Source organism: Xanthomonas euvesicatoria, assembly GCF_013112235.1.
GTDB classification, from domain to species: domain Bacteria; phylum Pseudomonadota; class Gammaproteobacteria; order Xanthomonadales; family Xanthomonadaceae; genus Xanthomonas; species Xanthomonas euvesicatoria.
In genome coordinates, this window is the sequence record NZ_JABFFS010000001.1 from 4,012,536 (window position 1) to 4,036,286 (window position 23,751).

21 protein-coding genes and 1 tRNA gene are annotated in these 23,751 nt (G+C 67.2%); 11 read left to right on the forward strand and 11 right to left on the reverse strand.

What is annotated here, in order from left to right:
- Positions 1-80: 80 nt before the first annotated feature.
- The 7 genes from HLH45_RS17220 to HLH45_RS17250 form a co-directional block, all read right to left on the reverse strand.
- Positions 81-1,280 carry a M24 family metallopeptidase gene (locus tag HLH45_RS17220; RefSeq protein WP_008574355.1) on the reverse strand — a complete coding sequence of 400 codons (1,200 nt, stop codon included), beginning with the start codon at positions 1,278-1,280 and terminating at the stop codon, positions 81-83.
- The gene (locus HLH45_RS17225; RefSeq protein WP_008574353.1) at positions 1,277-2,893 is read right to left on the reverse strand and encodes an aldehyde dehydrogenase (NADP(+)); all 1,617 of its coding nucleotides are present in this window, start codon (positions 2,891-2,893) and stop codon (positions 1,277-1,279) included. Before HLH45_RS17225 ends, HLH45_RS17220 begins: the two co-directional genes overlap by 4 nt.
- A gap of 210 nt (positions 2,894-3,103) precedes the next feature.
- Positions 3,104-4,012, reverse strand: coding sequence for a dihydrodipicolinate synthase family protein (locus HLH45_RS17230; protein ID WP_031423185.1), 909 nt, complete (start codon positions 4,010-4,012; stop codon positions 3,104-3,106).
- Positions 4,009-5,322, reverse strand: a complete 1,314-nt coding sequence (locus tag HLH45_RS17235) for an NAD(P)/FAD-dependent oxidoreductase (protein ID WP_008571373.1) — start codon at positions 5,320-5,322, stop codon at positions 4,009-4,011. Before HLH45_RS17235 ends, HLH45_RS17230 begins: the two co-directional genes overlap by 4 nt.
- Complete coding sequence (locus HLH45_RS17240; RefSeq protein ID WP_008571374.1) at positions 5,315-5,560, reverse strand: 2Fe-2S iron-sulfur cluster-binding protein; 246 nt, start codon at positions 5,558-5,560, stop codon at positions 5,315-5,317. Before HLH45_RS17240 ends, HLH45_RS17235 begins: the two co-directional genes overlap by 8 nt.
- Positions 5,557-6,717 (reverse strand): NAD(P)/FAD-dependent oxidoreductase, encoded by a 1,161-nt coding sequence (locus HLH45_RS17245; protein WP_008571375.1) that lies wholly within the window; start codon positions 6,715-6,717, stop codon positions 5,557-5,559. The genes HLH45_RS17240 and HLH45_RS17245 overlap by 4 nt, the downstream gene beginning before the upstream one ends.
- Before the next feature lie 116 nt (positions 6,718-6,833).
- Positions 6,834-7,772: a proline racemase family protein gene (locus HLH45_RS17250; protein ID WP_008571377.1), complete on the reverse strand. Its 939-nt coding sequence runs from the start codon at positions 7,770-7,772 to the stop codon at positions 6,834-6,836.
- Between the two features lie 160 nt (positions 7,773-7,932).
- On the opposite strand from HLH45_RS17250, the gene HLH45_RS17255 reads away from it, so the two are divergent.
- From HLH45_RS17255 to HLH45_RS17270, 4 genes are all read left to right on the forward strand, one after another.
- Positions 7,933-8,649: an AraC family transcriptional regulator gene (locus HLH45_RS17255; protein ID WP_007965956.1), complete on the forward strand. Its 717-nt coding sequence runs from the start codon at positions 7,933-7,935 to the stop codon at positions 8,647-8,649.
- Positions 8,650-8,854: 205 nt separating this feature from the next.
- Positions 8,855-10,474, forward strand: a complete 1,620-nt coding sequence (ftsY, locus tag HLH45_RS17260; protein ID WP_033478456.1) for a signal recognition particle-docking protein FtsY — start codon at positions 8,855-8,857, stop codon at positions 10,472-10,474.
- 337 nt (positions 10,475-10,811) lie between these two features.
- Positions 10,812-11,885 carry an A/G-specific adenine glycosylase gene (gene mutY / locus HLH45_RS17265; protein WP_008571380.1) on the forward strand — a complete coding sequence of 358 codons (1,074 nt, stop codon included), beginning with the start codon at positions 10,812-10,814 and terminating at the stop codon, positions 11,883-11,885.
- A 23-nt stretch (positions 11,886-11,908) separates the two neighbouring features.
- A complete protein-coding gene (locus tag HLH45_RS17270; protein WP_008571381.1) occupies positions 11,909-12,184 on the forward strand; it encodes an oxidative damage protection protein in 276 nt (91 codons plus the stop codon).
- Between the two features lie 374 nt (positions 12,185-12,558).
- On the opposite strand, the gene HLH45_RS17275 is transcribed toward HLH45_RS17270, so the two are convergent.
- Together HLH45_RS17275 and HLH45_RS17280 are read right to left on the reverse strand one after the other, a co-directional pair.
- Positions 12,559-14,181, reverse strand: a complete 1,623-nt coding sequence (locus HLH45_RS17275) for a hybrid sensor histidine kinase/response regulator (protein WP_008571382.1) — start codon at positions 14,179-14,181, stop codon at positions 12,559-12,561.
- Positions 14,182-14,311: 130 nt separating this feature from the next.
- Complete coding sequence (locus HLH45_RS17280) at positions 14,312-14,923, reverse strand: FG-GAP repeat domain-containing protein (RefSeq protein WP_077708967.1); 612 nt, start codon at positions 14,921-14,923, stop codon at positions 14,312-14,314.
- Positions 14,924-15,258: 335 nt separating this feature from the next.
- Between HLH45_RS17280 and HLH45_RS17285 the strand changes: the two genes are divergently transcribed.
- Positions 15,259-15,459, forward strand: a complete 201-nt coding sequence (locus tag HLH45_RS17285; RefSeq protein ID WP_005914053.1) for a KGG domain-containing protein — start codon at positions 15,259-15,261, stop codon at positions 15,457-15,459.
- 241 nt (positions 15,460-15,700) lie between these two features.
- The gene (gene cho / locus HLH45_RS17290; RefSeq protein WP_074053093.1) at positions 15,701-16,555 is read left to right on the forward strand and encodes an excinuclease Cho; all 855 of its coding nucleotides are present in this window, start codon (positions 15,701-15,703) and stop codon (positions 16,553-16,555) included.
- Between the two features lie 152 nt (positions 16,556-16,707).
- Here the strand turns inward: cho and HLH45_RS17295 are convergent, their stop codons facing one another.
- Both HLH45_RS17295 and HLH45_RS17300 read right to left on the reverse strand, forming a co-directional pair.
- Complete coding sequence (locus tag HLH45_RS17295; RefSeq protein ID WP_005914051.1) at positions 16,708-16,983, reverse strand: hypothetical protein; 276 nt, start codon at positions 16,981-16,983, stop codon at positions 16,708-16,710.
- 247 nt (positions 16,984-17,230) lie between these two features.
- Positions 17,231-17,306 (reverse strand) — tRNA-Phe (locus tag HLH45_RS17300).
- 182 nt (positions 17,307-17,488) lie between these two features.
- Between HLH45_RS17300 and HLH45_RS17305 the strand changes: the two genes are divergently transcribed.
- From HLH45_RS17305 to dxs, 5 genes are all read left to right on the forward strand, one after another.
- Complete coding sequence (locus HLH45_RS17305; RefSeq protein ID WP_008571386.1) at positions 17,489-18,025, forward strand: lipocalin family protein; 537 nt, start codon at positions 17,489-17,491, stop codon at positions 18,023-18,025.
- 114 nt (positions 18,026-18,139) lie between these two features.
- Positions 18,140-18,616, forward strand: coding sequence for an LEA/WHy family protein (locus tag HLH45_RS17310; protein WP_008571387.1), 477 nt, complete (start codon positions 18,140-18,142; stop codon positions 18,614-18,616).
- A 37-nt stretch (positions 18,617-18,653) separates the two neighbouring features.
- A complete protein-coding gene (locus tag HLH45_RS17315) occupies positions 18,654-20,447 on the forward strand; it encodes an acyl-CoA dehydrogenase C-terminal domain-containing protein (RefSeq protein WP_008571388.1) in 1,794 nt (597 codons plus the stop codon).
- 286 nt (positions 20,448-20,733) lie between these two features.
- Complete coding sequence (locus HLH45_RS17320) at positions 20,734-21,390, forward strand: HNH endonuclease (RefSeq protein WP_008571389.1); 657 nt, start codon at positions 20,734-20,736, stop codon at positions 21,388-21,390.
- A 431-nt stretch (positions 21,391-21,821) separates the two neighbouring features.
- The gene (gene dxs / locus HLH45_RS17325; RefSeq protein ID WP_011347886.1) at positions 21,822-23,738 is read left to right on the forward strand and encodes a 1-deoxy-D-xylulose-5-phosphate synthase; all 1,917 of its coding nucleotides are present in this window, start codon (positions 21,822-21,824) and stop codon (positions 23,736-23,738) included.
- The last annotated feature ends 13 nt before the right edge of the window (positions 23,739-23,751 follow it).

The window sequence follows — 23,751 nt, forward strand, 5'->3', positions numbered from 1 at the left end:
CGCGCCTGAGCGCGACGGCTTCATCGGGACTGCCCGTCGCGCCCGGGTGCGCTCCTACGCGTGCGTGAACCTGTAACGGCTCACGCAAACGGTTGATCGATCGCCACCGACGGCGGCGTGAACCACTGCGCGCCATCGTCGGTCACGTGGAAATGGTCTTCCAGGCGCACGCCGAACTGTTCCGGCACCACGATCATCGGCTCGTTGCTGGCACACATGCCCGGCTGCAACGGCAGCGCATTGCCGCGCACCAGGTAAGGCGCCTCATGAATCGCCAGGCCGCAGCCGTGACCGGTGCGATGCGGCAACCCGGGCAATCGATAGTCGGGGCCGAGCCCGGCTGCCTCCAGCACCTTGCGCGCGGCCTGATCCACCGCCTCGCATGCCACGCCCGGGCGGATCGCTGCGAATGCCGCCGCCTGCGCGGCCTGCTCCAGGTCCCAGATGCGCTGCTGCGCGTCGTTGGCCGCGCCATAGATCCAGGTGCGGGTGATGTCGGAGTGGTAGCCCTGCACGGTGCAGCCGGTGTCGATCAACACCAGTTCGCCTTCGCGCAGGTGCTGCACACCCGGGATGCCGTGCGGAAACGCAGTGGCGTGGCCGTACTGCACGATACAGAAGGTCGATCCGTTGTCGGCGCCCAGCGCGCGATGCGCCTGGTCGATGAAGCGCACCAGTTCATCGGTCCCGATGCCCTCGTGTGCGATACCGGCCGCCAGCCGCTGCACCAGCAAGGTCATATCGCAAGCCTGCTGCATCAATGCCAGCTCGGCCGGCGACTTGCACATGCGGCAGCCATCGATGATCGCGCCGGCATCACGAATGGCCTTGCCCAGATGCGCACGCAGACCGGTATGCACGGCGAACGCAATGCCCGGGTCCAGCGCCAGGGCATGCGCATGGCGCTCGTCCATGGCCTGTACCACCAGTGCGTACGGGTCGTCGTGCTCTTCCCACAGGTATTTGGTCACCGGGATCTTCAGCACCGCATCCAGCGAGCCTTCCTCGAACATCGGGCAGATCAGCACCGGCTCGCCATCCAGCGTCAGCAGCAGGGCCACCAGACGCTCGCTCGCCCCCCACGGCACGCCGGTGAAATAGCGCAGCGACGTGCCGGCACCGATCAACAGCGCATCCACGCCATGCGCGCGCATGAGGGTGCGCGCACGCTCGATGCGGCGCTCGTATTCGTCCGTGGCGATCGGCGCGGCGCATTGTGTCCACGGCGTCAGTTGCGCACGCGCTTGCGCAAGCGACAGCCCGCCGATCTGGCTGCTCATGCGCCGGCTCCAAGATCGGCCGTGCTCCATTGCCCATCGACCAGACGTGCCACGCCGCCCGGATTGCGCTGGCGCAGTTCGGCAGGCAGCAGTGCATCGGGCACCGCGTCGTAGCTGTGCAAGGCGGCAAAACGGCGGATGGCGCCGGGCATGCCCACCGCCGTGAAGCCCGGATGCCCGGTGCTCGGGAACGGGCCGCCGTGGTTCTGCGCCGCGCTCACGGCCACGCCGGTCGGCATCTTGCTGTTGATCAACCGCCCCACCCGCGCGCGCAATACCGGGGCAATGGTCTGCCACGCCGCATCGTCGCTGCCGTCGGCCGCGCGGTACAACGTGCCGGTCAGGTTGCCTTCGAACGCGGCAGCCACCTGTGCCATCTGCGCCACATCGGCTGCGCGCACCAGCAGGCTCACCGGGCCGAAGGCTTCGGCCTGCAGGGCGTGCGGGTTGGCCAGAAAGGCTTGCGCATCCACGCTCAACAAGGTCGGCGCATAACGGTAGCCATCCTCGCCGGTGTGTCCGCCGGCCAGCATGCTGGCGCCGGCGGCACGCAGGCTCGCCACACCGCGTTGCACGCCTTCTACACCGGCGGCGGAGAACAGCACCATCGGCATGGCCGCTTCGAAATGCGCCTTGGTGGCCGCAACGAACGCCTCGCCAGCCGCGCCATGCGGCACCACCACCACACCGGGGTTGGTGCAGAACTGCCCGCTACCCAGCGTGCAGGAGGCGAAGAATTCCTGCGCAAGCGCGTCGCCGCGTTCGGCCAGCGCGCCCGGCAACAGGAAGACCGGGTTGACGCTGGAAAGCTCGGCATAAAACGGCACGCCCGCCGCGTCTGCGGCCACCTTCAGTGCCAGCCCACCGGCACGGCTGCCAGTGAAACCGATCGCGCCCAGCCGCGCATCGCCCGCCAAGCGCAGGCCGACGGCAGTGTCGAAGTGATACAGCAGTTGCACCGCCGCCGCAGGCAGACCGGCCCCAACCAAGGCCTGATGCGCGAGCTGCGCCATGCGCTGGCTGGTGGCCGGATGCAACGGATGCGCCTTGGCAATGACCGGGTTGCGCGCGGCAATCGCCGAGGCGAAATCGCTGCCGGCAATTGCATTGAACGCGAACGGAAAGTTGTTCGGGCCGAACACCAGCACCGGTTTGCCCAGTGGCGCCAGGTGCGAACGCAGGTCTGCCGCGCTGTCGATGATGGGCTGGGTCCAGCTGTAGCTGCGCGCGGCCTGTGCGGCCTGCCGCAGTTGGCCGCTGGTGCGCGGCAGTTCGTTACCGCGCAAGCGTGTGGGCGCCGGTAACGCCGTCTCGGCATGCGCCAGCGCGACCAGGGTCTCGGCATCGGCATCCAGCGCGTCGGCATAGCCTTCCAGAAAGGCCGCGATCCGCTCGACCGGTGCGGCCGCCAACGCCGCCGCCACTGACTGCGCCGCAACCACGGCCGCTTCCACATCGTCCGCACCACTGACCGGAAAGTACGGCCCGATCGGCTCGCCGGTGGCCGGGTCGGCAGCGCGGAAACTGCCGGTGGCGGCGCGGCTGGCTTGCCATTGCCCTGCCAGCAGGATCTCGGCTGCGGCCGCGGGAATGGAGTGGTTCGTCTCGTTCATTGCGGCACCTTCGGTGACAGGGAGGCAGGACCTGCGCTCGGTGCGCTGGCGGCAGACCAAAAAGACGATGAGGATGCAGCACTGGATGCCACATCCGCATCGGCCAACGCATCGCGGCGCGCGCAGGCAGGGCGCGTGCTACGAATCGGCACAACTGGCACCTGGCGCTCACCCGCAGGCACGACGGACCAGGGCAGCATCAGTGCGCCATCAAGACAATGTAGGCGCGGTGGCGATGGCATGGTCGATCACCTTCAAGGCGGCATCGCGCTCGGCGCCGGCCACCACCAGGCGCGGCGCACGCACCTGCTCGCTGCCCATGCCGACCTTGGCCTGCACCAGTTTGATCAGCTGCACGAAGGTGGGCACCGTATCCAGGCGCAGCAGCGGCAGGAACCAGTGGTAAAGCTCCCTGGCCGCCGGGTAACCGCCATCGCGGGCGAGTTCGAACAGGCGCACCGATTCCTTCGGATACGCATTGACCAGGCCGGCGATCCAGCCCTTGGCGCCCATGCTCAGGCCTTCGACGATGGCATCGTCCATGCCCACCAGCAGCGCCAGGCGATCGCCCAGCAATTCCTGCAGCGCAGCGAAGCGGCGCACGTCGCCGGAGGATTCCTTCACGGCCTGCAGGTTCGGGAATTCGGCGGCCAGCTCGGCGATCTGCGCCGGGCCGAAATCGGTCTTGTAGGCCACTGGGTTGTTGTACAGGATCACCGGCAGATCGGTTGCACCGATCACCGCGCGCACATGCGCGCCCATCTCGCGCCAGTCGGTGGAATACACGTACGGCGGCAGCACCATCAAGCCGCCGCAGCCGATGTCCTTGGCCGCCTTGGCCAGCGCGACCGCTTCGCCGGTGGCCAGGCTGGCGATGCCCGGCACCACCGGCACGCGGCCGTTCAGGGCGGTGACTAGTGTGCGCAGGATCGCCAGCTTGTCTTCCACGCTCAAGGTCGCGGCCTCCCCCAACGAGCCCAGCGGCACGATCGCGGTGCAACCGGCATCCACCAGTTGATTTGCGTGCTTGCCGAGGAAGTCGTGGTCGATGTCGCCGTTGGCGGTGAACGGGGTGGTGATGGCCGGCAGCACGCCGTGCCAGAACGCAGCATTGCTCATGGATGTTTCCCTTGCGAGTCGGAAGTGAACGAGTCGGCCAGCGCCACGAGGCGGACCGGGAACAACGGCGGCCGGCGGCCGGCGTCAGTGGAAAGATCGGGCGGGCAGCGCCCCAGTTCGGCCAGCGCAGCGCCGCAGATACGGCCCTGGCAGGCGCCCATGCCGCAGCGCGAGGCGAGCTTGGCGTCGCGCGCATCGTCGAAGCTGTCCAGGGCGGCCAGCGGTACGTCTTCGCAGCGGCAGATCAAGGTGTCCGCCTGCGCCAGCGTGCGGATGCGCGGGTCAAGCGCGAAATGCTGGTGCAGCAGATCGGCAAACGCACGCGCGGCGTCACGCCGGGGCTGCAGACGCAGCGCCGCCTCCGGTGCATCGGCCGCCATGTGTCCGGCCATCGCTCCTTCGATCAATGCGCAATCGCGCCCGCCGATGCCGCAGACTTCGCCGGCGGCAAAGATCTGGTTAACGCTGGTACGCAACAGCGCATCCACCTGCACCTGCTGGTGCGCGCCGCAGGCATGCAGCTGACAACCCAGCAATTGCGCAAGCTCGGTGTTGGGCACCAGGCCATAGCCCACCGCCAGTTGATCGCAGGCCAGACGCGTGCGGCCGCCGGGCCCGGCGAGCTCCACTTCGCGCAGCTGTGTGTCGCCATGCGCGGCAACCACGATGCTGCCGGCGCGATATGCCACTGCACGCAGCTGCAGGCGCAAGGCCACCGCCTGCGCGGCCTTGCCCGGCCAGCGCCACAACTGCAGTGCGAACTGGCGCAAGGCGGCCGGCGAGGTCTGTTCGTGAATGCCGAGCACCTGCGCGCCATGCCGTTGCAACGTGTCCGCACTGGCCAGCAACAACGGGCCACTGCCGGCCACCAGCACGCGCTTGCCCGCCAGCGGCCAGCCCTGCTTGGCCAGCGCCTGCGCGGCGCCGGCACCGGTGACGCCGGGCAAGGTCCAGCCTGGAAATGGCAACAGCAATTCGCGCGCACCGGTGGCCAGCACCAGGGCGGCGTAATGCAGTTGCAGCGTGCCGTCGGGGCCATCGGCCAGCAGCCAGCCCGGCTGCGCCAGCACAATCTGCGTGCGCGTCAGCACGGTGATCGATGCATTGCCCGCCACCTGCTGCCGCAATGCGCGCGCATCGGCCGGCGCGCCGTGTTGCACATCGCTGCGCCACACCTGACCGCCGGTACGTGGCTGCATGTCGACCACGCCCACGCGCACGCCTTGGCTGGCCGCCGCCTGCGCCGCCGCCAGCCCGGCCGGGCCGGCGCCGATCACCAACACATCGAAATGCAGCACGCGCTCAGCCATCGGTGCGCACCTGCATGCCATCGCATGCGTCCACCAGGCAGGCGCGTTGCTGTCCCACGCCATCGATGCGCACGCGGCATTCGAAACACACGCCCATGCCGCACAGGGGCGCGCGCGCTTGCCCACTGCTCGATTGGCGAAACTGCAACGTCGCCTGCGCCACGGCCGCCGCCACGCTGGCACCGGCCGGTACCTCGACCATGCGCCCGTCCACCTGCAGACGCACCGTCGCGCTCATGCGGGCGCTCCTTGCACGGCACGCGCCGGTGCGTAGGGCGCCGGGTCGATGGCCGGGGTGCGCCCGAGCAGGCTGTCCACGATCAGCCGTGCGCTCCCCAGCGCCGTGGTGACCCCCAACCCCTCGTGACCGGCGGCCACCCACACATCGCGTCGGCCGGGCACCACCCCCAGATACGGGCGCCCGTCCGGCGTGGCCGGACGCAGGCCGGTCCACACGCGGATCGCCTGCAGCTCGCGCAGGACCGGCAGGTACGCAAAGGCGCGCTGCAGCATCTGCTGCAGCACCGGCATCGACAAGGCGCGGTCGTGTTCGCCGAACTGGCGCGAGGAGCCGATCAGAATCTGCCCGGTGGGCCGCGGCTGCACATTGAAGGCCACGCTGGTGTCGTCGGCCCCGTGCGCCGAATCCGCATAGCCCAGTTCCAGCAGCTGATGCCGGATCAGCCCCGGGTGCCGGTCGGTGATCACCAAATGGCCCTTGCGCGGGCGCAGTGCCAGCTCGGGCAGCAACTGCGGCAAGGCCACACCGCTGGCCACCAGCACCGGCCCGGCGAGCGTCTGCCCATCGTCCAGACGCACCGCATGCGCCTGCAGCTGCACCACGCGGCGGCCGGCAAACAAGCGTGCACCGGACGTGCAGGCCACGCCCACCAAATGCCGCGCGACCCGCGGCGGATACACCACGGCTTCATCGGGCACGCGCATGCCGCCAGCCAGCCCGGGCACCAGCTGTGGCTCCAGCGCATACAGCTGCGCGGCATCGATCGCTTCGGCATGCAGGCCGGCCGTGGCCAGGCGCGCGATCTTGGCTGGCACCGCCGCCAGTTCGCGCGCATCGCGGGCCACCCACAGCGTGCCGCAGCGGCTGAATTCGGCGTCGCTGAGCGTGGCGAAGCGTTCCCATAGCCGCAGCGAATACGCCGACAACGCCAGCTCGGCCGGGTCGTCGTCCATCGCCACCAAATGCCCCATCGCCGCGGCGGTGGCGCCGCCGCCGATCGGTCCCGGCTCGACGATCGCCACGCGAAGGCCCTCGCCCGCCGCCGCTTCCGCGCAAGCGGCGCCCACAATGCCGGCGCCGATCACGATCAGGTCGTAACTACGTCGCGTGTACGCGGCAGACGCGGCGGACCCGGATTCGGCAACCGCACCCAATCCAGGCGCCGCTGCCGACGCAGGCGTTGCAGCAGCAGTTCCTGCCATCGCAGCAGACAGTGCTGCGCCAGACGGCGTGACCGACGCAAGCACCGGTGCGGGCCGCTGGGGTTCCATCAGGCCACGATGCCCCAGGCGAACGGGTCCGCCGGGTCGATCACCAGTTGCGCGCGCGCGGTGATGTACGCCCGCCCACTGATGCGCGGTGCGATGCCACGCCCGCTCAACCGATAATTGCCTTCGAAGGCGCTGCCCAGAATGCCTTGCTGCACCCAGCGCTCGCCTTCGGCCAACTTGCCGTCCGCCGCCAGGCAGGCCAGCTTGGCGCTGGTGCCGGTGCCGCATGGCGAGCGGTCGTAGGCCAAGCCCGGGCACAGCACGAAATTGCGCGCCACGCCGCTACCGTCGGGCGCAGCGCCGTTGACTTCGATATGGTCGATCTCGCCACCGGCCTCGCCAGTGATCCCGGCCGCTTCCAGGGCCAGCCGAACCGCCTCGGTGTAGGCGGTCAGCTCGCGCTGGTGCGCCAGGTCCAGCGCGCACGGCGCCTGCTCGGTGATGAAGAACCAGTTGCCGCCCCAGGCCACGTCGCCGCGCACCCGGCCATGCCCCGGCACCTCCACCTCCACCCCGCTGGCAACGCGATAGCTCTCGACATTGTCCACCCACACCGTGCCGTCGTCGGCCAGCTCCACGCCCACCGTGCCGACCGGCGTCTCGATCCGGTGCTGGCCCGGGCCGATGCGCCCCAGCTCGGCCAGCGTGCGGACCACCCCGATGGTGCCGTGCCCGCACATGCCCAGGTAGCCCACGTTGTTGAAGAAGATCACCCCGGTGCAGGCGCCTGGGTCGCGCGGGGGCAGCAACAAGGCGCCCACCATGGTGTCCGACCCACGCGGCTCGCAGGCGATGGCGCTGCGCCAGTGGTCGAACTCGCTGCGAAAGCGTTCGCGGCACTGCGCCAGGTCGCCATCGCCCAGATCTGGAAAACCGGAAAGGACCACGCGGGTAGGCTCGCCAGCCGTGTGGGAGTCGATGACGTCGATGGTATGCATACCCCATGCTCCCACTGCCGACCTGCGGGCGACTAGCGTTCAATGCCAAGTGAAAATGCGGAAATCCGCACAATCATCAACCCGAATCACAACCGCGCGTTTGCGCTAGGATCATTGCTGGGCTGCACCGTCGTGCAACCGTCTAATCGTGACCGCTACCATGACCCTGATGGACCTCAACCTGCCCGCCCTGGAAATGCAGACGCTGTTCGATGCACTGCCGGATGTGGTGTTCTTCATCAAGGACAGCGAGGGCCGCTACACCCATTGCAACCTGACCCTGGTGCGCCGGTTGGGACGCAAGCTGCGCAGCGAGATCATCGGCCGCTCGCCGCTGGAAGTGTTCCCGTTGCCGCTGGGCGGCAGCTACATGATGCAGGACCGCCGCGTGCTGTGCGGCGAGCTCATCGACAACCAGCTCGAAGTGCATCTGTACCCCAACCGCCTGCCGGGCTGGTGCCTGACCTTCAAACGCCCGCTGTGCGAGGCCAATGAGGTGATCGGCGTGGTCGGCATCTCGCGCGATCTGGGCCAGCCCGACAGCCGACATTCCGCGTACGAACGCTTGAGCCAGGTGATGGAACACATGCAGGCCAACTTCGGCGACAACCTGCGCGTGCAAAGCCTGGCCGACCTGGCCGGGTTGTCGGTGGCGCAGCTGGAACGCCACTTCCGCCGCGTGTTCCAGGTCACCCCGCAGCAATTGCTGACCAAGTTGCGCATCGAATCGGCGATGCGGCTGCTGTACGGCGACGACAGCATCGCCAGCATCGGGCAACGCTGCGGGTTCGCCGACCAGAGCGCGTTCGCGCGTCAGTTCAAGGCCACCGTCGGCATGACACCGCGCGATTACCGCGCGCTCAAGGGTCAGTTATAAGGACACAACTTCGCGTTGACACATCGCTGGCACAAATGCCGAATTCGGCAGGATTTGCCATGCGCTGGCGCAGCCGGGGCAGTCGCCAGACCTGCGGGACTGCGCTGCATGCGATGCGCCCGGACGCGGCGCCGCGCTAAAGGCAGCGTCAAGGTGTCAGCAGGCCCGGATGATAGAATTTCGGGTTTCCCCTACTGCGTTGCCAATGGCCAGCTTTTTTCGCCGTAACAAGCCAACCACGCCCGACAGCTCGCGTACCTCGCGCTACAGCCTGGAAGAACTGGCAGCCGCATTCCCCACCGCGCCGTCTGCCGCCACCCCGGCATCGCCGGTCGACGCGCTGCCCACGGCCGAGCCAGGCAGACAGACGGCCGCAACGCCGGCTATTGCGCCTGTCACTCCTGCTCCGGCAGGCAGCGAGCCTGCGGCGCCAGCACCGCCGCAGACCACCGCCGCGCCAGCCGACCAGCTGGCGCAGGAAATCGCTGCACGCACTGGCCAGGCGCAGAGTATTGCCGCCGTCCCCAGCGCGCCTGCAACTCCTGCGGCGCCCGCGCCGACCGCATTGCAGGCGCTACCAGACCCAATGCCCGCCAGCGCGCCCGGCGCGCCGGTCGTGGTGGTGCCGCCGGTCGTGGCGCAGCCGCAGACCGTTCCAACGCCGCCTCCCGTCGTGCCTGCCCAGCCGGCCACACCTTCGCAACCCGTCGCCCCTGCCGTGGTCGCACCGCCGGTGGCCGCTGGGCCGGTCTCGACGCCTGCACCGGCTGCTTCAGCTCCCGCCAGCGCGCCCCCGACCAGTACCGCGCCGACGGTCACCGCACCGGCCATCGTCAGTGCACCGCTGGCGAGTACGCAGGACGACAGCATCGTCGGCCAGCGCGACGCCCTCCCCGCCGCGCCGGCGGGAAAACCCGGCTGGCGCGAGCGGCTGCGCAACAGCACCTTCGCACGCAGCTTCGGCGGCCTGTTCTCGCGCAATCCCAAGCTCGATGACGACCTGCTGGATGAAATCGAAACCGCACTGATCACCGCCGACGTCGGCATCGGCGCCACCACTGCGTTGATCGACGGCCTGCGCAAGCGGATGAAATCGCGCGAATTCGTCGACGCCCAGGCTCTGTTCAAGGCCTTGCGTGCCGATCTCATCGCGCTGCTGCAGCCGGTCTCCAAGCCGCTGGTGATCGACCGCTCGCTCAAACCGTTCGTGGTGCTCACCGTCGGTGTCAACGGCGTCGGCAAGACCACCACCATCGGCAAGCTGGCCAAGCGCTTCAAGGACGAAGGCAACAGCCTGATGCTGGCCGCCGGCGACACCTTCCGTGCTGCGGCGGTGGCGCAATTGCAGGCCTGGGGCGATCGCAATGGGGTGGCCGTGATCGCGCAGGGGCAAAACGCCGATGCCGCGTCGGTGGCGTTCGACGCGCTGCAGGCCGCCAAGGCGCGCGGCACCGATGTGTTGATCGCCGACACCGCCGGCCGCCTGCACACCCAGACCGGGCTGATGAACGAGCTCGGCAAGATCCGCCGCGTGCTCGGCAAGATCGATGCCGCCGCGCCGCACGAAGTCCTGATGGTCATCGACGGCACCACCGGCCAGAACGCCATCTCGCAGCTGCGCCAGTTCCACGCTGCCGTGGGCGTCACCGGCCTGGTCTTGACCAAGCTCGACGGCACCGCCAAGGGCGGCGTGGTGTTCGCGCTGGCGCGCGAGTTCAATATTCCGATCCGCTTTGCCGGTATCGGCGAGCGTCCGGAAGATCTGCGCGTCTTCGACCCGGTCGCCTTCGTCGACGCGCTGTTGCCCGACGCTTTGGGCGGCTGATCGGAAGATGCCTGCCCGCACCTGCAACCGCTGTGCGCTCAGGCGCTACAGGCAGGTTGCACGGTGCGGCGGGTGCCATGCGATTGGTTGCAGGCAAGATGCGTCCTGGAGGTTGCCCAGCCCTTGCGCGCAGGACGCTGAAGGCAAGGTCGCGCGGATGCGTCAGCGGCCTGCTCCCATGCGCCGACACCACCGCATCGGGCTGGCGATGAAGGATCTTTCTGCGAACGGTGCCTGGGCGGAATGACGTTTGCGCTGTAGCGAAGGGACGACACGCGCAGCAGATCCACTCCCCCGTCCCGCCACTCTCGCCTCGCGTCCATCGCCCGCAAAGCTCATGCCAGCCGACCACGCCACTCCCTCCGCCGATGCCTTTGTCGACCGCCTGTTGCACTGGTTCGACGGCCATGGCCGCCATGATCTGCCCTGGCAGCACCCACGCACGCCCTACCGGGTGTGGCTGTCGGAAATCATGCTGCAGCAGACCCAGGTGGCGGTGGTCATTCCGTATTTCCACAAGTTCATGGCGCGCTTCCCCGCGCTGGCCGATCTGGCGGCGGCCGACAACGACACCGTGATGGCGCAGTGGGCCGGACTGGGCTACTACGCCCGCGCGCGCAATCTGCATGCCGCCGCCAAGCAATGCGTCGCGCTGCACGGTGGGCAATTGCCGCGCGACTTCGATGCACTGCTTGCGCTGCCGGGCATCGGCCGCAGCACGGCAGGCGCGATCCTGAGCCAGGCCTGGAATGATCGCTTCGCGATCATGGACGGCAACGTCAAACGCGTGCTCGCCCGCTTCCACGGCATTGCCGGGTATCCCGGCCTGCCGGCGATCGAAAAACAGTTATGGCAACTGGCCACCAGCCATGTTGCGCATGTCCCGGCTGGCCGCCTGGCCGACTACACCCAGGCGCAGATGGATTTCGGCGCCACGCTGTGCACGCGCGCCAAGCCCGCCTGCGTGCTGTGCCCGCTGCAGACCGATTGCATCGCACGCCGCGATGGCCTGGTCGAGGCATTGCCCACTCCCAAGCCCGGCAAGCAGCTGCCCGAACGCGAGGCCACTGCGCTGCTGCTGCAGAATGCCGAGGGCCACATCCTGCTGCAGCGACGCCCGCCAACCGGCATCTGGGCCGCGCTGTGGACGCTGCCGCAGGCCGATACCCACAGCGGCATGCGCGCCTGGTTCGCAGCGCATATCGACGGCAACTACGAGCGCGCCGACGAGATGCCGCCGATCGTGCACACCTTCAGCCACTACCGGCTGCATTTGCAGCCCTTGCGCCTGCGCAAGGTCGCGCTACGTCCGGCGGTGGGCGACAATGACGATCTACGCTGGGTAGCGCCTGCCGATCTTGCATCGCTGGGCCTGCCGGCGCCGATCCGCAAGTTGCTCGACGCGCTGTAAACGCGTGTCCCAAAGGAATCCGCATGTCCCGCACCGTGTTCTGCCACTACCAGCAAAGCGACGCCGAAGGCCTGGATTTCGTGCCGTATCCGGGCGAGCTCGGCCAGCGCATTTTCGCGCAGATCGGCAAGACCGCCTGGCAAGCGTGGCTGGCGCATCAGACCATGCTGATCAACGAAAACCGGCTGTCGCCGCGCGACCCAAAACACCGCGCCTTTCTCGAAGCCGAACTGCAGAAGTTCCTGTTCGAGCGCAATGCCGACAAACCCGAAGGTTATGTGGCGCCGGTGGGTGACTGAGCGCGCGGAGGTGGGATCGGCAGCAGTAGTGACTGCCTTTACGGGACCAGTGCGTTTTCGGGAGTGATCGCGGGAACCTGCCTGTGGTGCAGCGCGTGCCGGAACGGCCAGCCACTCACCGACGTGCTATTCACCGATGTGGCCTGGATGTTCTCGCCGCAAGACAAGCCTGGTGATCTGGCCAACGCCCCGTGCAGAACGCGGGTGATCTGGCGGAGGCGACAGGCGCCCAGCTCCGCGGGCCTCACGGCTGCCAGGCTGCTCCCCACGCCTGCGGCTGCGGGCGCCGCGCTGGCGAACTGACGCAATCTTGAAACTGCAATCGCGGCTGCAGTGCGATGCCGCAGCGGCATCGCACTGGCGGTCTGCCGGCCTCAACCAACCCCGGTCGGCCCATCCAGCAACATGCGGATGCGCTTGAGCAGTTCCTTCTGCGTGTAGGGTTTGTCGACCACATCGAATTCGGCGCCGCCCACATCGGTGCGCTGGATGCTCGCATCGGCGTAGCCGGTGGTGAGCAATATCTTGATCTTCGGCAACATGCGGCGCGCCTCACGGGCGAGCATCACCCCGTTCATACCGCCGGGCATGATCAGGTCGGTGAACAGCGCATCCACCTGCAGGGTCTTCTCCAGGATCTCCACCGCCTCGCGTCCGCTGGATGCAGACAGGACGCGGTAACCGGCGTTTTCCAGAAACATCCGCGCCACCACCGCCACGTCCTGCTTGTCTTCCACCACCAGGATGGTTTCGTTGCCCCCCTTGTCGATGGCGCGGCTCTTGGCGGCCTGCAAATCGTTTTCGAATTCGCTGGAGGCGGGGAAATACAGCCGCACCGTGGTGCCTTCGCCCACCTCGCTATAGATGCGCACGGTGCCGCCAGACTGCTTGACGAAGCCGTACACCATCGACAGGCCAAGGCCGGTGCCCTGCCCTTCCTCCTTGGTGGTGAAGAACGGTTCCATCACCCGGCTGACCACCTCCGGCGGCATGCCCGAGCCGGTGTCGGTCACGGCGATGCTGACGTAGCGGCCCGGGGACAGCTGGTGATACATCGCCAGGTCGTGGCCTGAGATCTCCACGTTCTGGGTCTGCACCGTGACTTCCTTGCGTTCTGCCTGCGCCATCGCGTCGCGCGCATTGATCAACACATTCAACAGCGCCACCTCTGCCTGGGTGGTGTCGATCTGGCAGTTCCACAGCCCTTCTTCCAGCGTCTGGCGCAGGGTGACGCCGCCCCCCAGCGCGCGCTCGGCCATGTTGGTCATGCCGGCCACCAGCCCGTTGAGGTTCACGACCCGCCCGCGCAGTTTCTGCTTGCGCGAAAACGCCAGCAATTGCTGGGTCAAGGTGGCCGCCTTGGCAGCGGCGGCCGCCGCGTGTTCGGCACTGAAGGCAATCCGCTCGGCATTCCCCGCGCCGGCGCTGGCCATCATCTGGATCACTTCCAGATGTCCAGACATCACCTGCAGCAGATTGTTGAAATCGTGCGCGATGCCGCCGGTCAGCTGGCCCAGCGCTTCCATCTTCTGCGCCTGGCGCAGCGCATCTTCGGCATCGCGTCGCCGGCTCACATCCAATTGCGAGCCGAAGAAATAGACCAGGTTGCCCTTGTCGTCGAACACCGGCGAGATGAAAAGCGCATTCCAGAACGAGGAGCCGTCCTTGCGGTAGTTCAGCACCTCGGTGGCAAATTCGCTGCGGCTTTCGATCGATGCGCGCACATCGCTGATGCTGGCCGGATCGGTCTCGGGCCCCTGCAGGAAACGGCAGTTGTTGCCGATGACCTCATCGGCGGCATAGCCGGTCATCTCCAGGAACGCGCGGTTGGCGAACACGATGGGGTTATCCGGAAGATGGGGGTCGGTCACCGTCATCGGCATGCGCGTGGTTTCCACTGCGGCAAAGAAAATGTCCGAGCGGTGCTTCTCGACAGGCAGGCCGCGTGTGTCGCTGATCTGAGGCGCCCGCAGCTCTCCGTGACCGGGATCGTTCAAGTGATGTTCTCCGCGGGGCCATTCCCGTGGCTACAGTCTAGTTGGGTCCGGTGAGGCGATTCGTCACATCCATGAGCCTTTCCCGTACGGCCGCGCCCGCCATCGAACCGGATGCGCTGCGATAGCGCCGTCACGGTGCAGGCGTATAGGCAGAGAGCAGGACCGGCTTACGCGGGTCGGCGGCAATTTCCTTGTGCTCGCTCAGGCGCAGCGCTTGGGCATCGGGCGTGTCCTGGGTGTTCATTTCCCATGCTTCGATCACGCGCTTGTGGAACACGAAGACGCCGCGGCGGCGGTCGTAACGAAAGGTGATGTAGTCGGTCCAGTGTTGTCCGCACGCCACCGCGTTTTGCACGGTGAAATACGCGCCCTTCGCGACCAGGCCCTGGTCGCTGTCCAGAAATGGATCGCACTGCCCGCCTTCGTCGGCGTTGAAGATCACCCGCGTGTTGCGCGCGGCTTCCACAAACCCACCGCCGGCGTTTGCAACCAGCACCAGCAGGGTACGCGGCGGTGCTGCATGGCCAGGGCCGCGCAGCGTTTGTTCTGCGGATGCACGCAACGCAACCACGTAATCCTGGCGGCCATCGCCGGTGAGATCGGCGCTAGCGACACTCATCACCGACTGCCCGGCAGGTAACAGTCTGGCAGCACCGGCGGGCAGCGTGGCGGCGCCGGCTGACATGGCCAGCGTCGCGGTCGTTGCCAGCACGGTTGCCCACCATCGGCATCGTGTCGTCATCGCGGTGTCCTGGTCTGCGTCGGGGCTGCCAGCATAGCCGGCCGCTCCTGCCCCGCGCGCCGGCATCGGCGCGCAACACCTAGGGGCGTGTCGTCGCACGGTCGCCGCATGCCATTCGGCGCACGCGCGCGATGGAGCCGCAATCCTGTCGAGCGTCTGCCGCATTGCGTCGCCACACCGCGTTTTTCGCCAGTGAAGATCGCTCCTCAAGCCCGCTTGCTGGCTCACGCCCGGCTGTCGAAATCCCCACGTCCGATTGATGCCTCCACCGCGATGCTGGCCCTGCACCACGGCGTCCAGTGGTGCATTCCCCAACCGACGAGTGAGAATCTGCAATGGCAAATCAGAACGACAACAAGGGTGGCACCAGCAACCGCGGCTTTGCTTCGATGGACGAAGACAAGCAGCGCGAAATCGCTTCCAAGGGCGGCAAGGCGGCCCACGAAAGCGGCAACGCCCACGAGTTCACCTCGGAAGAAGCACGCGAGGCCGGCAAGAAGGGCGGCCAGGCGAGCGGTGGCGGCAACAACCGCTGAGCTGCGCAACACGGCAGGTACCAAGGCGCTTCCGCAAGGGCCGCAGCTCTTTCCGGAAGCGCGTTCTTTTCAAGAATCGGGCGGCGTCTCAGCTGATGCGACAGCACATCGGCACGCTGCCGCCCGATGACCAGGATGTTCCGCACACACTCGCACCCCACCGTGCATGCAGCAGCGCCAGGCCCCCTGGATGGTTGCGCACGCGTCGATCCACTGACGCAGCAGCAGACCAAGGTCCGCCGTGGCACGCAGTGAACGCGTTCGCCGCGGGCTCGGTGCGGTCGAATACGCCTACCCCGACCATTTGCGCAGCACGCTCGAAACCTTGCCGACGACTGCCGGGGTGTATCTCTTCCACGGCCAGGACAGCGAACTGCCGTTGTATATCGGCAAGAGCGTCAACTTGCGGGTGCGGGTGATGGATCACTTCCGCACGCCACGCGAAGCCTCGCTATTGCGCCAGACCCGTCGCATCAGCGTGTTCGAAATGGCCGGCGATCTCGGTGCGCAGCTGCTGGAATCGCAGCTCATCAAATCGATGCGCCCGCTGTACAACCAGAAGCTGCGGCGCGTCCCGCGTCAGTTTTCGATCCGGCTGTATTGCGGCGACGTGTCCATCGTGCATTCGGCCGAGCGCGACCCGGCGGTCATACCGTGGCTGTATGGGCTCTATTCCAGCCCACGCGCCGCCCAGGAAGCGCTGCGGCGGCTGGCCGATCGCGACCGCCTTTGCTACGGGCTGCTCGGCCTGGAACGCGCCACCGATGGTCGCCCGTGTTTCCGCGCCATGTTGAAGCGCTGTGCCGGTGCCTGCCATGGCGCCGAATCGCTGGGCGACCACGAGATGCGTTTACGCGCCGCCCTTGAGCATCTGGAACAGGCCGTCTGGCCGTTTCCGGGCGCGGTGGCGTTGAAGGAAGAGGGCAAGCAGTTGCGTCAGTTTCACGTGCTGCGCAACTGGCACTATCTGGGCAGCGCCACCTCGCTGGCTGCGGCCCGCAAACTGAAGACCGCACCCGGCGACTTCGATCGCGATTGCTACCAGATTTTGCGCAAGGGCCTTCAAACGCATTTGCACAATGTGGTGTTGCTGTAGGCACGACATGCGTGGGCGCGCTCACTTGGGCACGCGTAGCAGGTACTGAGTTCATGCGAGGCATCGCGCGGCGCGACGCCAGCCTGTCCTGTTCCCCCATCAACAACGGTCCCGCCGCCTACGCTCTCCAAGCGCATGCGAGAGCCCGCGATTCAGCCACTCTGCCTCTCGCAGCTGCGGTATTCCTTGGGGTCCAGAAACTCCGCCAGACAAGAACCGACGCGCAGCGCCTGCTCGCGTGCGTCGCCCCGGTATTCGCCCTGCCCTGCGCCCTCGATCGTGGCCACGGGCGCGGCACGGTCACGGTGGTAGACGAACGCGGTGGAAAGCCACAGCGTCGCGCCAGGCGCCTGGCTTTCCAGGGTCTCCACGCGGAATTCACCGCAGTAACCGTGGATCAGGGTGCGTCGAAGTGTCTTGTGCGTCATGCGCGCAGTATCGCCATGCGCATTTGAAGACCACGTCGAAATCGATTGCATTGCGTGCACATAGGACCTACGCGGATGAACGGGTGGCCGAACCAACGCGCGAGTCTGCGTCCACGCTGGATCACGTCAGCGCAAGCACGCGCGCATGCAGCACAAAGACTGCGCAGCGCGCGCAAGATCGAGGCAGTGACGGAGGAACAACAGATCCGGTGAGAACCGGGAAGCCTTGCGAACGAAGGCTTGGATATGGTGGCCGAGGACGGAATCGAACCGCCGACACGGGGATTTTCAATCCCCTGCTCTACCAACTGAGCTACTCGGCCACTTAACCTGCAACACGATGCCTGCGTTGCGAGGACGCGCACTATAGCGAGCAGGCGCAGTTTGGGCAAGCGTTGCGAGCAACTTTGTTGCCGGCCGCCGTGGGGGGCCGCGATTCTTGCACCGCTTCACGCCGCGCGGCCGGCGACATGGCCTAGCCTGCGCGCGTTCACCGGAGATTGTCATGCGCCTGCCCCGCCTGCTGTTGTCGTTCGTCGCCCTGCTGCCGCTGACAGCGTTTGCGCAACAACCGGTGCGCGCGGTACCGCAGCTGGACATCTCGCGCTATGCCGGCCAGTGGCATGAGATTGCGCACCTGCCGGTGTCGTTCCAGAAAAAGTGCCGCAGCGACATTACCGCCAGCTACACCTTGCGCGACGATGGCTTGATCGGCGTGCGCAATGGCTGCCGCACCGCCGATGGCAGCCTGACCCAGGCCGACGGCGTGGCGCGCCCGGTCGCCGGCCAGCCCGGGCAGTTGCAGGTGCGCTTTGCTCCCGAGTGGCTGGGTTGGTTGCCGCTGGTGTGGGCCGACTATTGGGTGATCGCGCTCGACCCGGATTACCAATGGGCGGTGGTCGGCGAGCCGGATCGCAAGTACCTGTGGATCCTGTCGCGCTCGCCACAGATGCAGCGCGCGCAACTGGAACGGCTCAAGGCGCAGGCGACCGAGATGGGCTACGACCTGTCGCCGTTGATTGTGGCCGCGCCGTTATTGTGAGGCTGCGTATCACCTGGCGTAATGATTCGGCACCCGCGCTTCGCGCACTCGGGAGCGGCGACCGTACTGCGTAGTATTCTTGGCGCCGCCTCATTCCGCCAAGGACCCGAGTCCATGCGTCGTGCCTATCGCCTTCTTCTTGTGTCGCTGGCCTGCGGGCTGCTGCTGAGCGCCTGCGGCGGCGCAGTCCGCCGGGTGTCCGAGCCGGCCGCCAGCATCCAGCAACTGACCGTGCGTGCCGACGGCTCCTGGTCGGTGGACCTGCGCCTGCAGAACTACAGCAGCATCCCGATGCAGTTCGAACGCGTGGCACTGGAAATCTCTGCCGGCGATCAACCGGCCGGCAAGCTCGACCAGGCCGTGGGCATGTCGATCGGCCCGGAAACCGCAGACGTGGTCACCGTCACCGTGCAACCCACCTCGCTGGGCCGCATCACCGCGGCCGACGTGCTGGCCGGCGGCCGCTCGTTCCCGTACACGCTCAAGGGCACGGTCTGGGCGACCCCACAGGACAAGAAACAACGCGAGTTCAGTGTGGAATCGCGCAATACGCTCAGCCCGGCTCCCGGCCTCAACGGCGTGCTGCGCTAATGCGCACGCCTCCCGTACCCGCTTCCAAGGATCCCGCATGAGCAGCTATACCGCCCCGCTGACCGATTTCCGCTTTGCCCTGCACGACGTGCTCGGCGCGCACGCCCTGTTCGCCCGGCTCGGCTACACCGAGGCCAGCACCGACATCATCGACGCCGTCCTCGAAGAGGCCGGCCGCTTCACCTCGCAAGTGCTGGCGCCGCTCAACAGCGTGGGCGACGAGATCGGTTGCGCGTTCGACAAGAGCACGCACGCAGTGACCACCCCGCCCGGCTTCCGCGCCGCCTACGATCAATTCGTGGAAGGCGGCTGGAACGGGCTCACCGCCGAACCGCAATTCGGCGGCCAGGGCATGCCGCACACGCTGGGCGTGCCGCTGAGCGAAATGATCAACGCCGCCAACCTGGCCTGGGGCAACTTTCCGCTGCTGTCGCATGGCGCGATGGAAGCCCTGCGCCAGCACGGCGAGACCTGGCAGCAGGACGTCTTCCTCAAACCCCTGATCGACGGCCGCTGGACCGGCACCATGTGCCTGACCGAACCGCATTGCGGCACCGACCTGGGCCTGCTCAAGACCCGCGCCGAACCCAATCCCGATGGCAGCTACGCCATCACCGGCACCAAGATCTTCATCACCGCCGGCGAGCACGACCTCACCGACAACATCGTGCACCTGGTACTGGCCAAGCTGCCGGACGCACCGGCCGGCGCCAAGGGCATCTCGCTGTTCGTCACCCCCAAGTTCAAGGTGGGCCGCGACGGCAGCGTGGGCGAGCGCAATGCGCTGCATTGCGGCTCCATCGAGCACAAGATGGGCATCAAGGGCTCGGTCACCTGCGTGATGAACTTCGAGGGCGCGCAAGGCTACCTGGTCGGCCAGCCCCACAAGGGACTGCAGGCGATGTTTACGATGATGAATACCGCACGCCTGAGCGTGGGCCTGCAAGGCATCGGGTTGTCCGAGCGCGCCTACCAGAACGCCCTGCGCTACAGCCGCGAGCGGTTGCAATCGCGGGCGCTCAGCGGGGCCAAATTCCCGGACAAGCCGGCCGACCCGATCATCGTGCACCCGGACGTGCGCCGCATGTTGCTGACCATCAAGTCGCTGACCGAAGGCAGCCGCCTGCTCGCGTTGCATGCGGCCAGCCTGGTCGACGTCGCCCATCGCGGCGAGAGCGAACGCGAACGCGCCGACGCCGAGACCCTGGTGAGCTTCCTCACCCCGATCTCCAAGGCCTGCCAGACCGAATGGTCGATCGAGAACACCTACCACGCGCTGCAGTGCTTCGGCGGCCACGGCTACATCCGCGAATACGGCATGGAGCAGCTGGCCCGCGATGCGCGCATCACCACCATCTACGAAGGCACCACCGGCATCCAGGCGCTGGACCTGATCGGCCGCAAGACCGCCGCCAGCCAGGCCGCCGGGCTAAAGCTCTTCCTGGCCGATGTGGAAACCTTCGCCAACGCCCAGGACGGCAACGCTGCGCTGGCCGAGTTCATCAAGCCGCTGCGCGACAAGTGCAGCGAATGGGCGATGCTGACCCGCGATGTGCTCGACCGCGCCGCGCGCAACCCGGACGAACTGGGCGCGGCCAGCCACGACTACCTGTTTTATTCGGGCTACGTGGTGCTGGCGTACTGGTGGGCGCGCAGCGTGGCCGCTGCCGATGCCTCCGCGCACAGCGAGGACTTCAAGCGCGCCAAGCGGGAGACGGCGCGGTTCTACTTTGCCCGCATCCTGCCGCGCACCCTGACCCATGCCGCCGCCATCCGCAGCGGCGCCGCACCGCTGATGACCCTGGAAGCGGAGCTGTTCGGCGAAGGCTGAGCGCCTCGCGCCGGGTGCGCTCCTACGGCTCACGCCGCGGAATCCTGCCGCTGTCGCAGGAGCGGACCTGGCCGCGACAGAGCGGTATCGCTCGACAAAGCCTCGCGCCCGGGTGCGCTCCTACGGATCACCAACGCCATCACTGCGTTCGATGAGCGATTCCGCAACGCGGCGGCACGCAATAGCGGGCAACGGGACTTGCCGAGCCAGTGCTTTGAGGACACGCGCCAACGCCGTTCGCTGCGATACACAAACTGTCAACGATCGGGTATAAGCTGTTTTCCCGATGGAGACAGACACGCACGTTCGTGATGTGATCGTCCCCGGAGGCAGCGCTGCCCCGGACGCGGGCAGCGCTGTCGCCGCAATCCACCAACTCCCCACGCTTCGCCTGCTGTCGCTCGATGCGCATGGCCGCGTGCTGGACTGGATCAACTGGCAAGACGCTGCCTGCCTGTACGCCCGCGATGCGGTGTCGTGGACGCTGGGCGAGCCATGCATGCAGATCCACGGCGGCATCTCGCGGCTGACCGGCGAGCGCAGCACGCTGGAACTGCACCCCATCATCGCCGCGCGCGGGCATGCCCGGTCGCGCGCGCTGGACCCGACCCCGACCCTCAGCAACACCGCGTTGTTCGCGCGCGATTCGCAGCTGTGCATGTATTGCGGCCAGCATTTCAGCCGCCCGCACCTGACCCGCGACCACGTCATGCCGGTGTCCAAAGGCGGTCGCGACAGTTGGGAAAACGTGGTGACCGCCTGCTTCCAGTGCAATTCGCGCAAGGCCAACCGCACGCCGCAACAGGCGCATATGCCGCTGCTGGCAGTGCCCTATCGGCCGAGCTGGATCGAGCACCTGATCCTGTCCAACCGCAACATCCTGTCCGATCAGATGGCCTTTTTGCGCGCGCAACTGCCCAAACGCTCCAAGCTGTCGCTGTAAGCCGGCTGGCCACGCGTTGCGCCTGCCGGCTGGTGAGTGGCCGCGCCACCCTTCGGCCGAGTGCCAAGACAACCACGGGCGCTTGGGCCTGGATGCGCGTGCGGTTGCCCCACTCGCGCCGCAGCGCTGGCGGCTCCACTGGCGCACGGGGTCCGACGTGACATCGAACCCGGCCACGGCGATCCAACGCATGAGGCACCCGGACACGGCCGAGTGTCCCATCCCACGCAGGCGAGGGCCAAGTGATCTAGAGGACTCGGGGCAATCGGTCCATCGAACGGTGCGGCAGATTGCCGCAGGTGTGGGTAAGCATCGCGCGCGCCAGGCGTGACGGTGCGTGTGCCCATCACTTCCCGCTGACAGCTGAACCGGTTTGCTTGCCGGGCCTTCGCATGGGGAGGACAATACGGCTTCAGAAGATTGACACGATGATGATCGACACCACCCGCTATCCGCGCCTGTCCCGCATCCAGACTCCCGACGATCTGCGCCGCTTCGACGAAGCCGAGCTGACCGCGATCGCCGAAGAACTGCGCTCCTATCTGATCGAATCGGTGGGCAAGAGCGGTGGGCACTTCGCGGCCGGCCTGGGCGTGATCGAGCTCACCGTCGCCCTGCACTACCTGTATCAGACGCCGGTGGATCAACTGGTGTGGGACGTCGGGCATCAGACCTACCCGCACAAGATCCTCACCGGCCGGCGCGACCAGATCCACACGGTCAAGCAAAAGGACGGCGTGGCGCCGTTTCCCAAGCGCGAAGAGAGCATCTACGACACCTTCGGCGTGGGCCATTCGTCGACCTCGATCTCGGCCGCGCTCGGCATGGCCATCGCTGCGCAGCGCAACGGCGACGACCGCAAGGTGGTGGCGGTGATCGGCGACGGCGCGATGACCGCCGGCATGGTCTACGAAGCGCTGAACCACGCTGGCGGCATGGACCCGGAACCGAATCTGCTGGTGATCCTCAACGACAACCGCATGTCGATCTCCGAAGCAGTGGGCGGGTTGACCAAGATGCTGGGGCGCGCCAGCGGCAGCCGCACGCTCAATGCGATCCGCGAAGGCGGCAAGAAGATCCTCGGCGACAAGAAGAACAACCCTACCGCGCGTTTCGTGCGGCGTTGGGAAGAACACTGGAAAGGCATGTTCGTGCCGTCCACGCTGTTCGAGGAAATGGGCTTCCATTACACCGGCCCGATCGATGGCCACGACCTGCCCAGCCTGGTTGGCGCACTGAAGACCCTGCAGACGCTCAAGGGCCCGCAGCTGCTGCACGTCATCACCACCAAGGGCAAGGGCTACGAGCTGGCCGAAGGCGATCAGATCGGTTATCACGCCGTTGGCCCGTTCGATCCGAGCAAGGGCCTGGTGGCAAAGGCCGGCGCCAAGAAGCCGACCTATACCGACGTCTTCAGCGACTGGGTCTGCGACATGGCCGCCGCCGAACCCAAGCTGTTGGTGATCACGCCGGCGATGCGCGAGGGCTCGGGCCTGGTGCGCTTCAGTAAGGAATATCCGCAGCGCTATTTCGATGTGGCCATTGCCGAGCAGCACGCGGTGACGCTGGCCGCTGGCATGGCGACCCAGGGCGCCAAGCCGGTGGTCGCGATCTATTCCACCTTCCTGCAGCGCGGCTACGACCAACTGGTGCACGACGTGGCGGTGCAGCAACTGGATGTGCTGTTTGCGATCGATCGCGGCGGCGTGGTCGGCCCGGATGGCGCCACCCATGCCGGCAATCTGGATCTGAGCTTCCTGCGCTGCGTGCCGCACATGGTGGTGATGGCGCCGGCCGATGAGGCCGAATGCCGTCAGATGCTGAGCACCGGCGTGCAGTACCAGGGCCCGGCAGCGGTGCGCTACCCGCGCGGCACCGGCCCGGGTGTGGCGCTCGATGCCTCGCTGGCCACCCTGCCGATCGGCAAGGCGCAGCTGCGCCACAGCGGCACCCGCATTGCCCTGCTCGGCTTCGGCGCGACGGTGGATGCGGCAGAGGCGGTCGGCCGCGAACTGGGGCTGACGGTCGTGAACATGCGCTTCGTCAAGCCGCTGGACAAGGCGATGCTGCTGGAGCTCGCAAAAACCCACGACGGCTTCGTCACCATCGAAGACAACGTGGTTGCCGGCGGCGCAGGTGCTGGCGTGTCGGAACTGCTCAACGCCGAAGCCATTACCATGCCGATGCTGCACCTGGGCCTGCCGGACAGCTTCCAGCATCACGCCAGCCGCGAAGACCTGCTGGCCGAGGCCGGCATCGACCAGGCCGGCATTCGCGCCGCCGTGCTCAAGCGCTGGCCGCAGCTGATGACCAGCAAGACGCCTGCGTTGAACGCTGCGGCAGGCTGAGCGCGCCAACAGA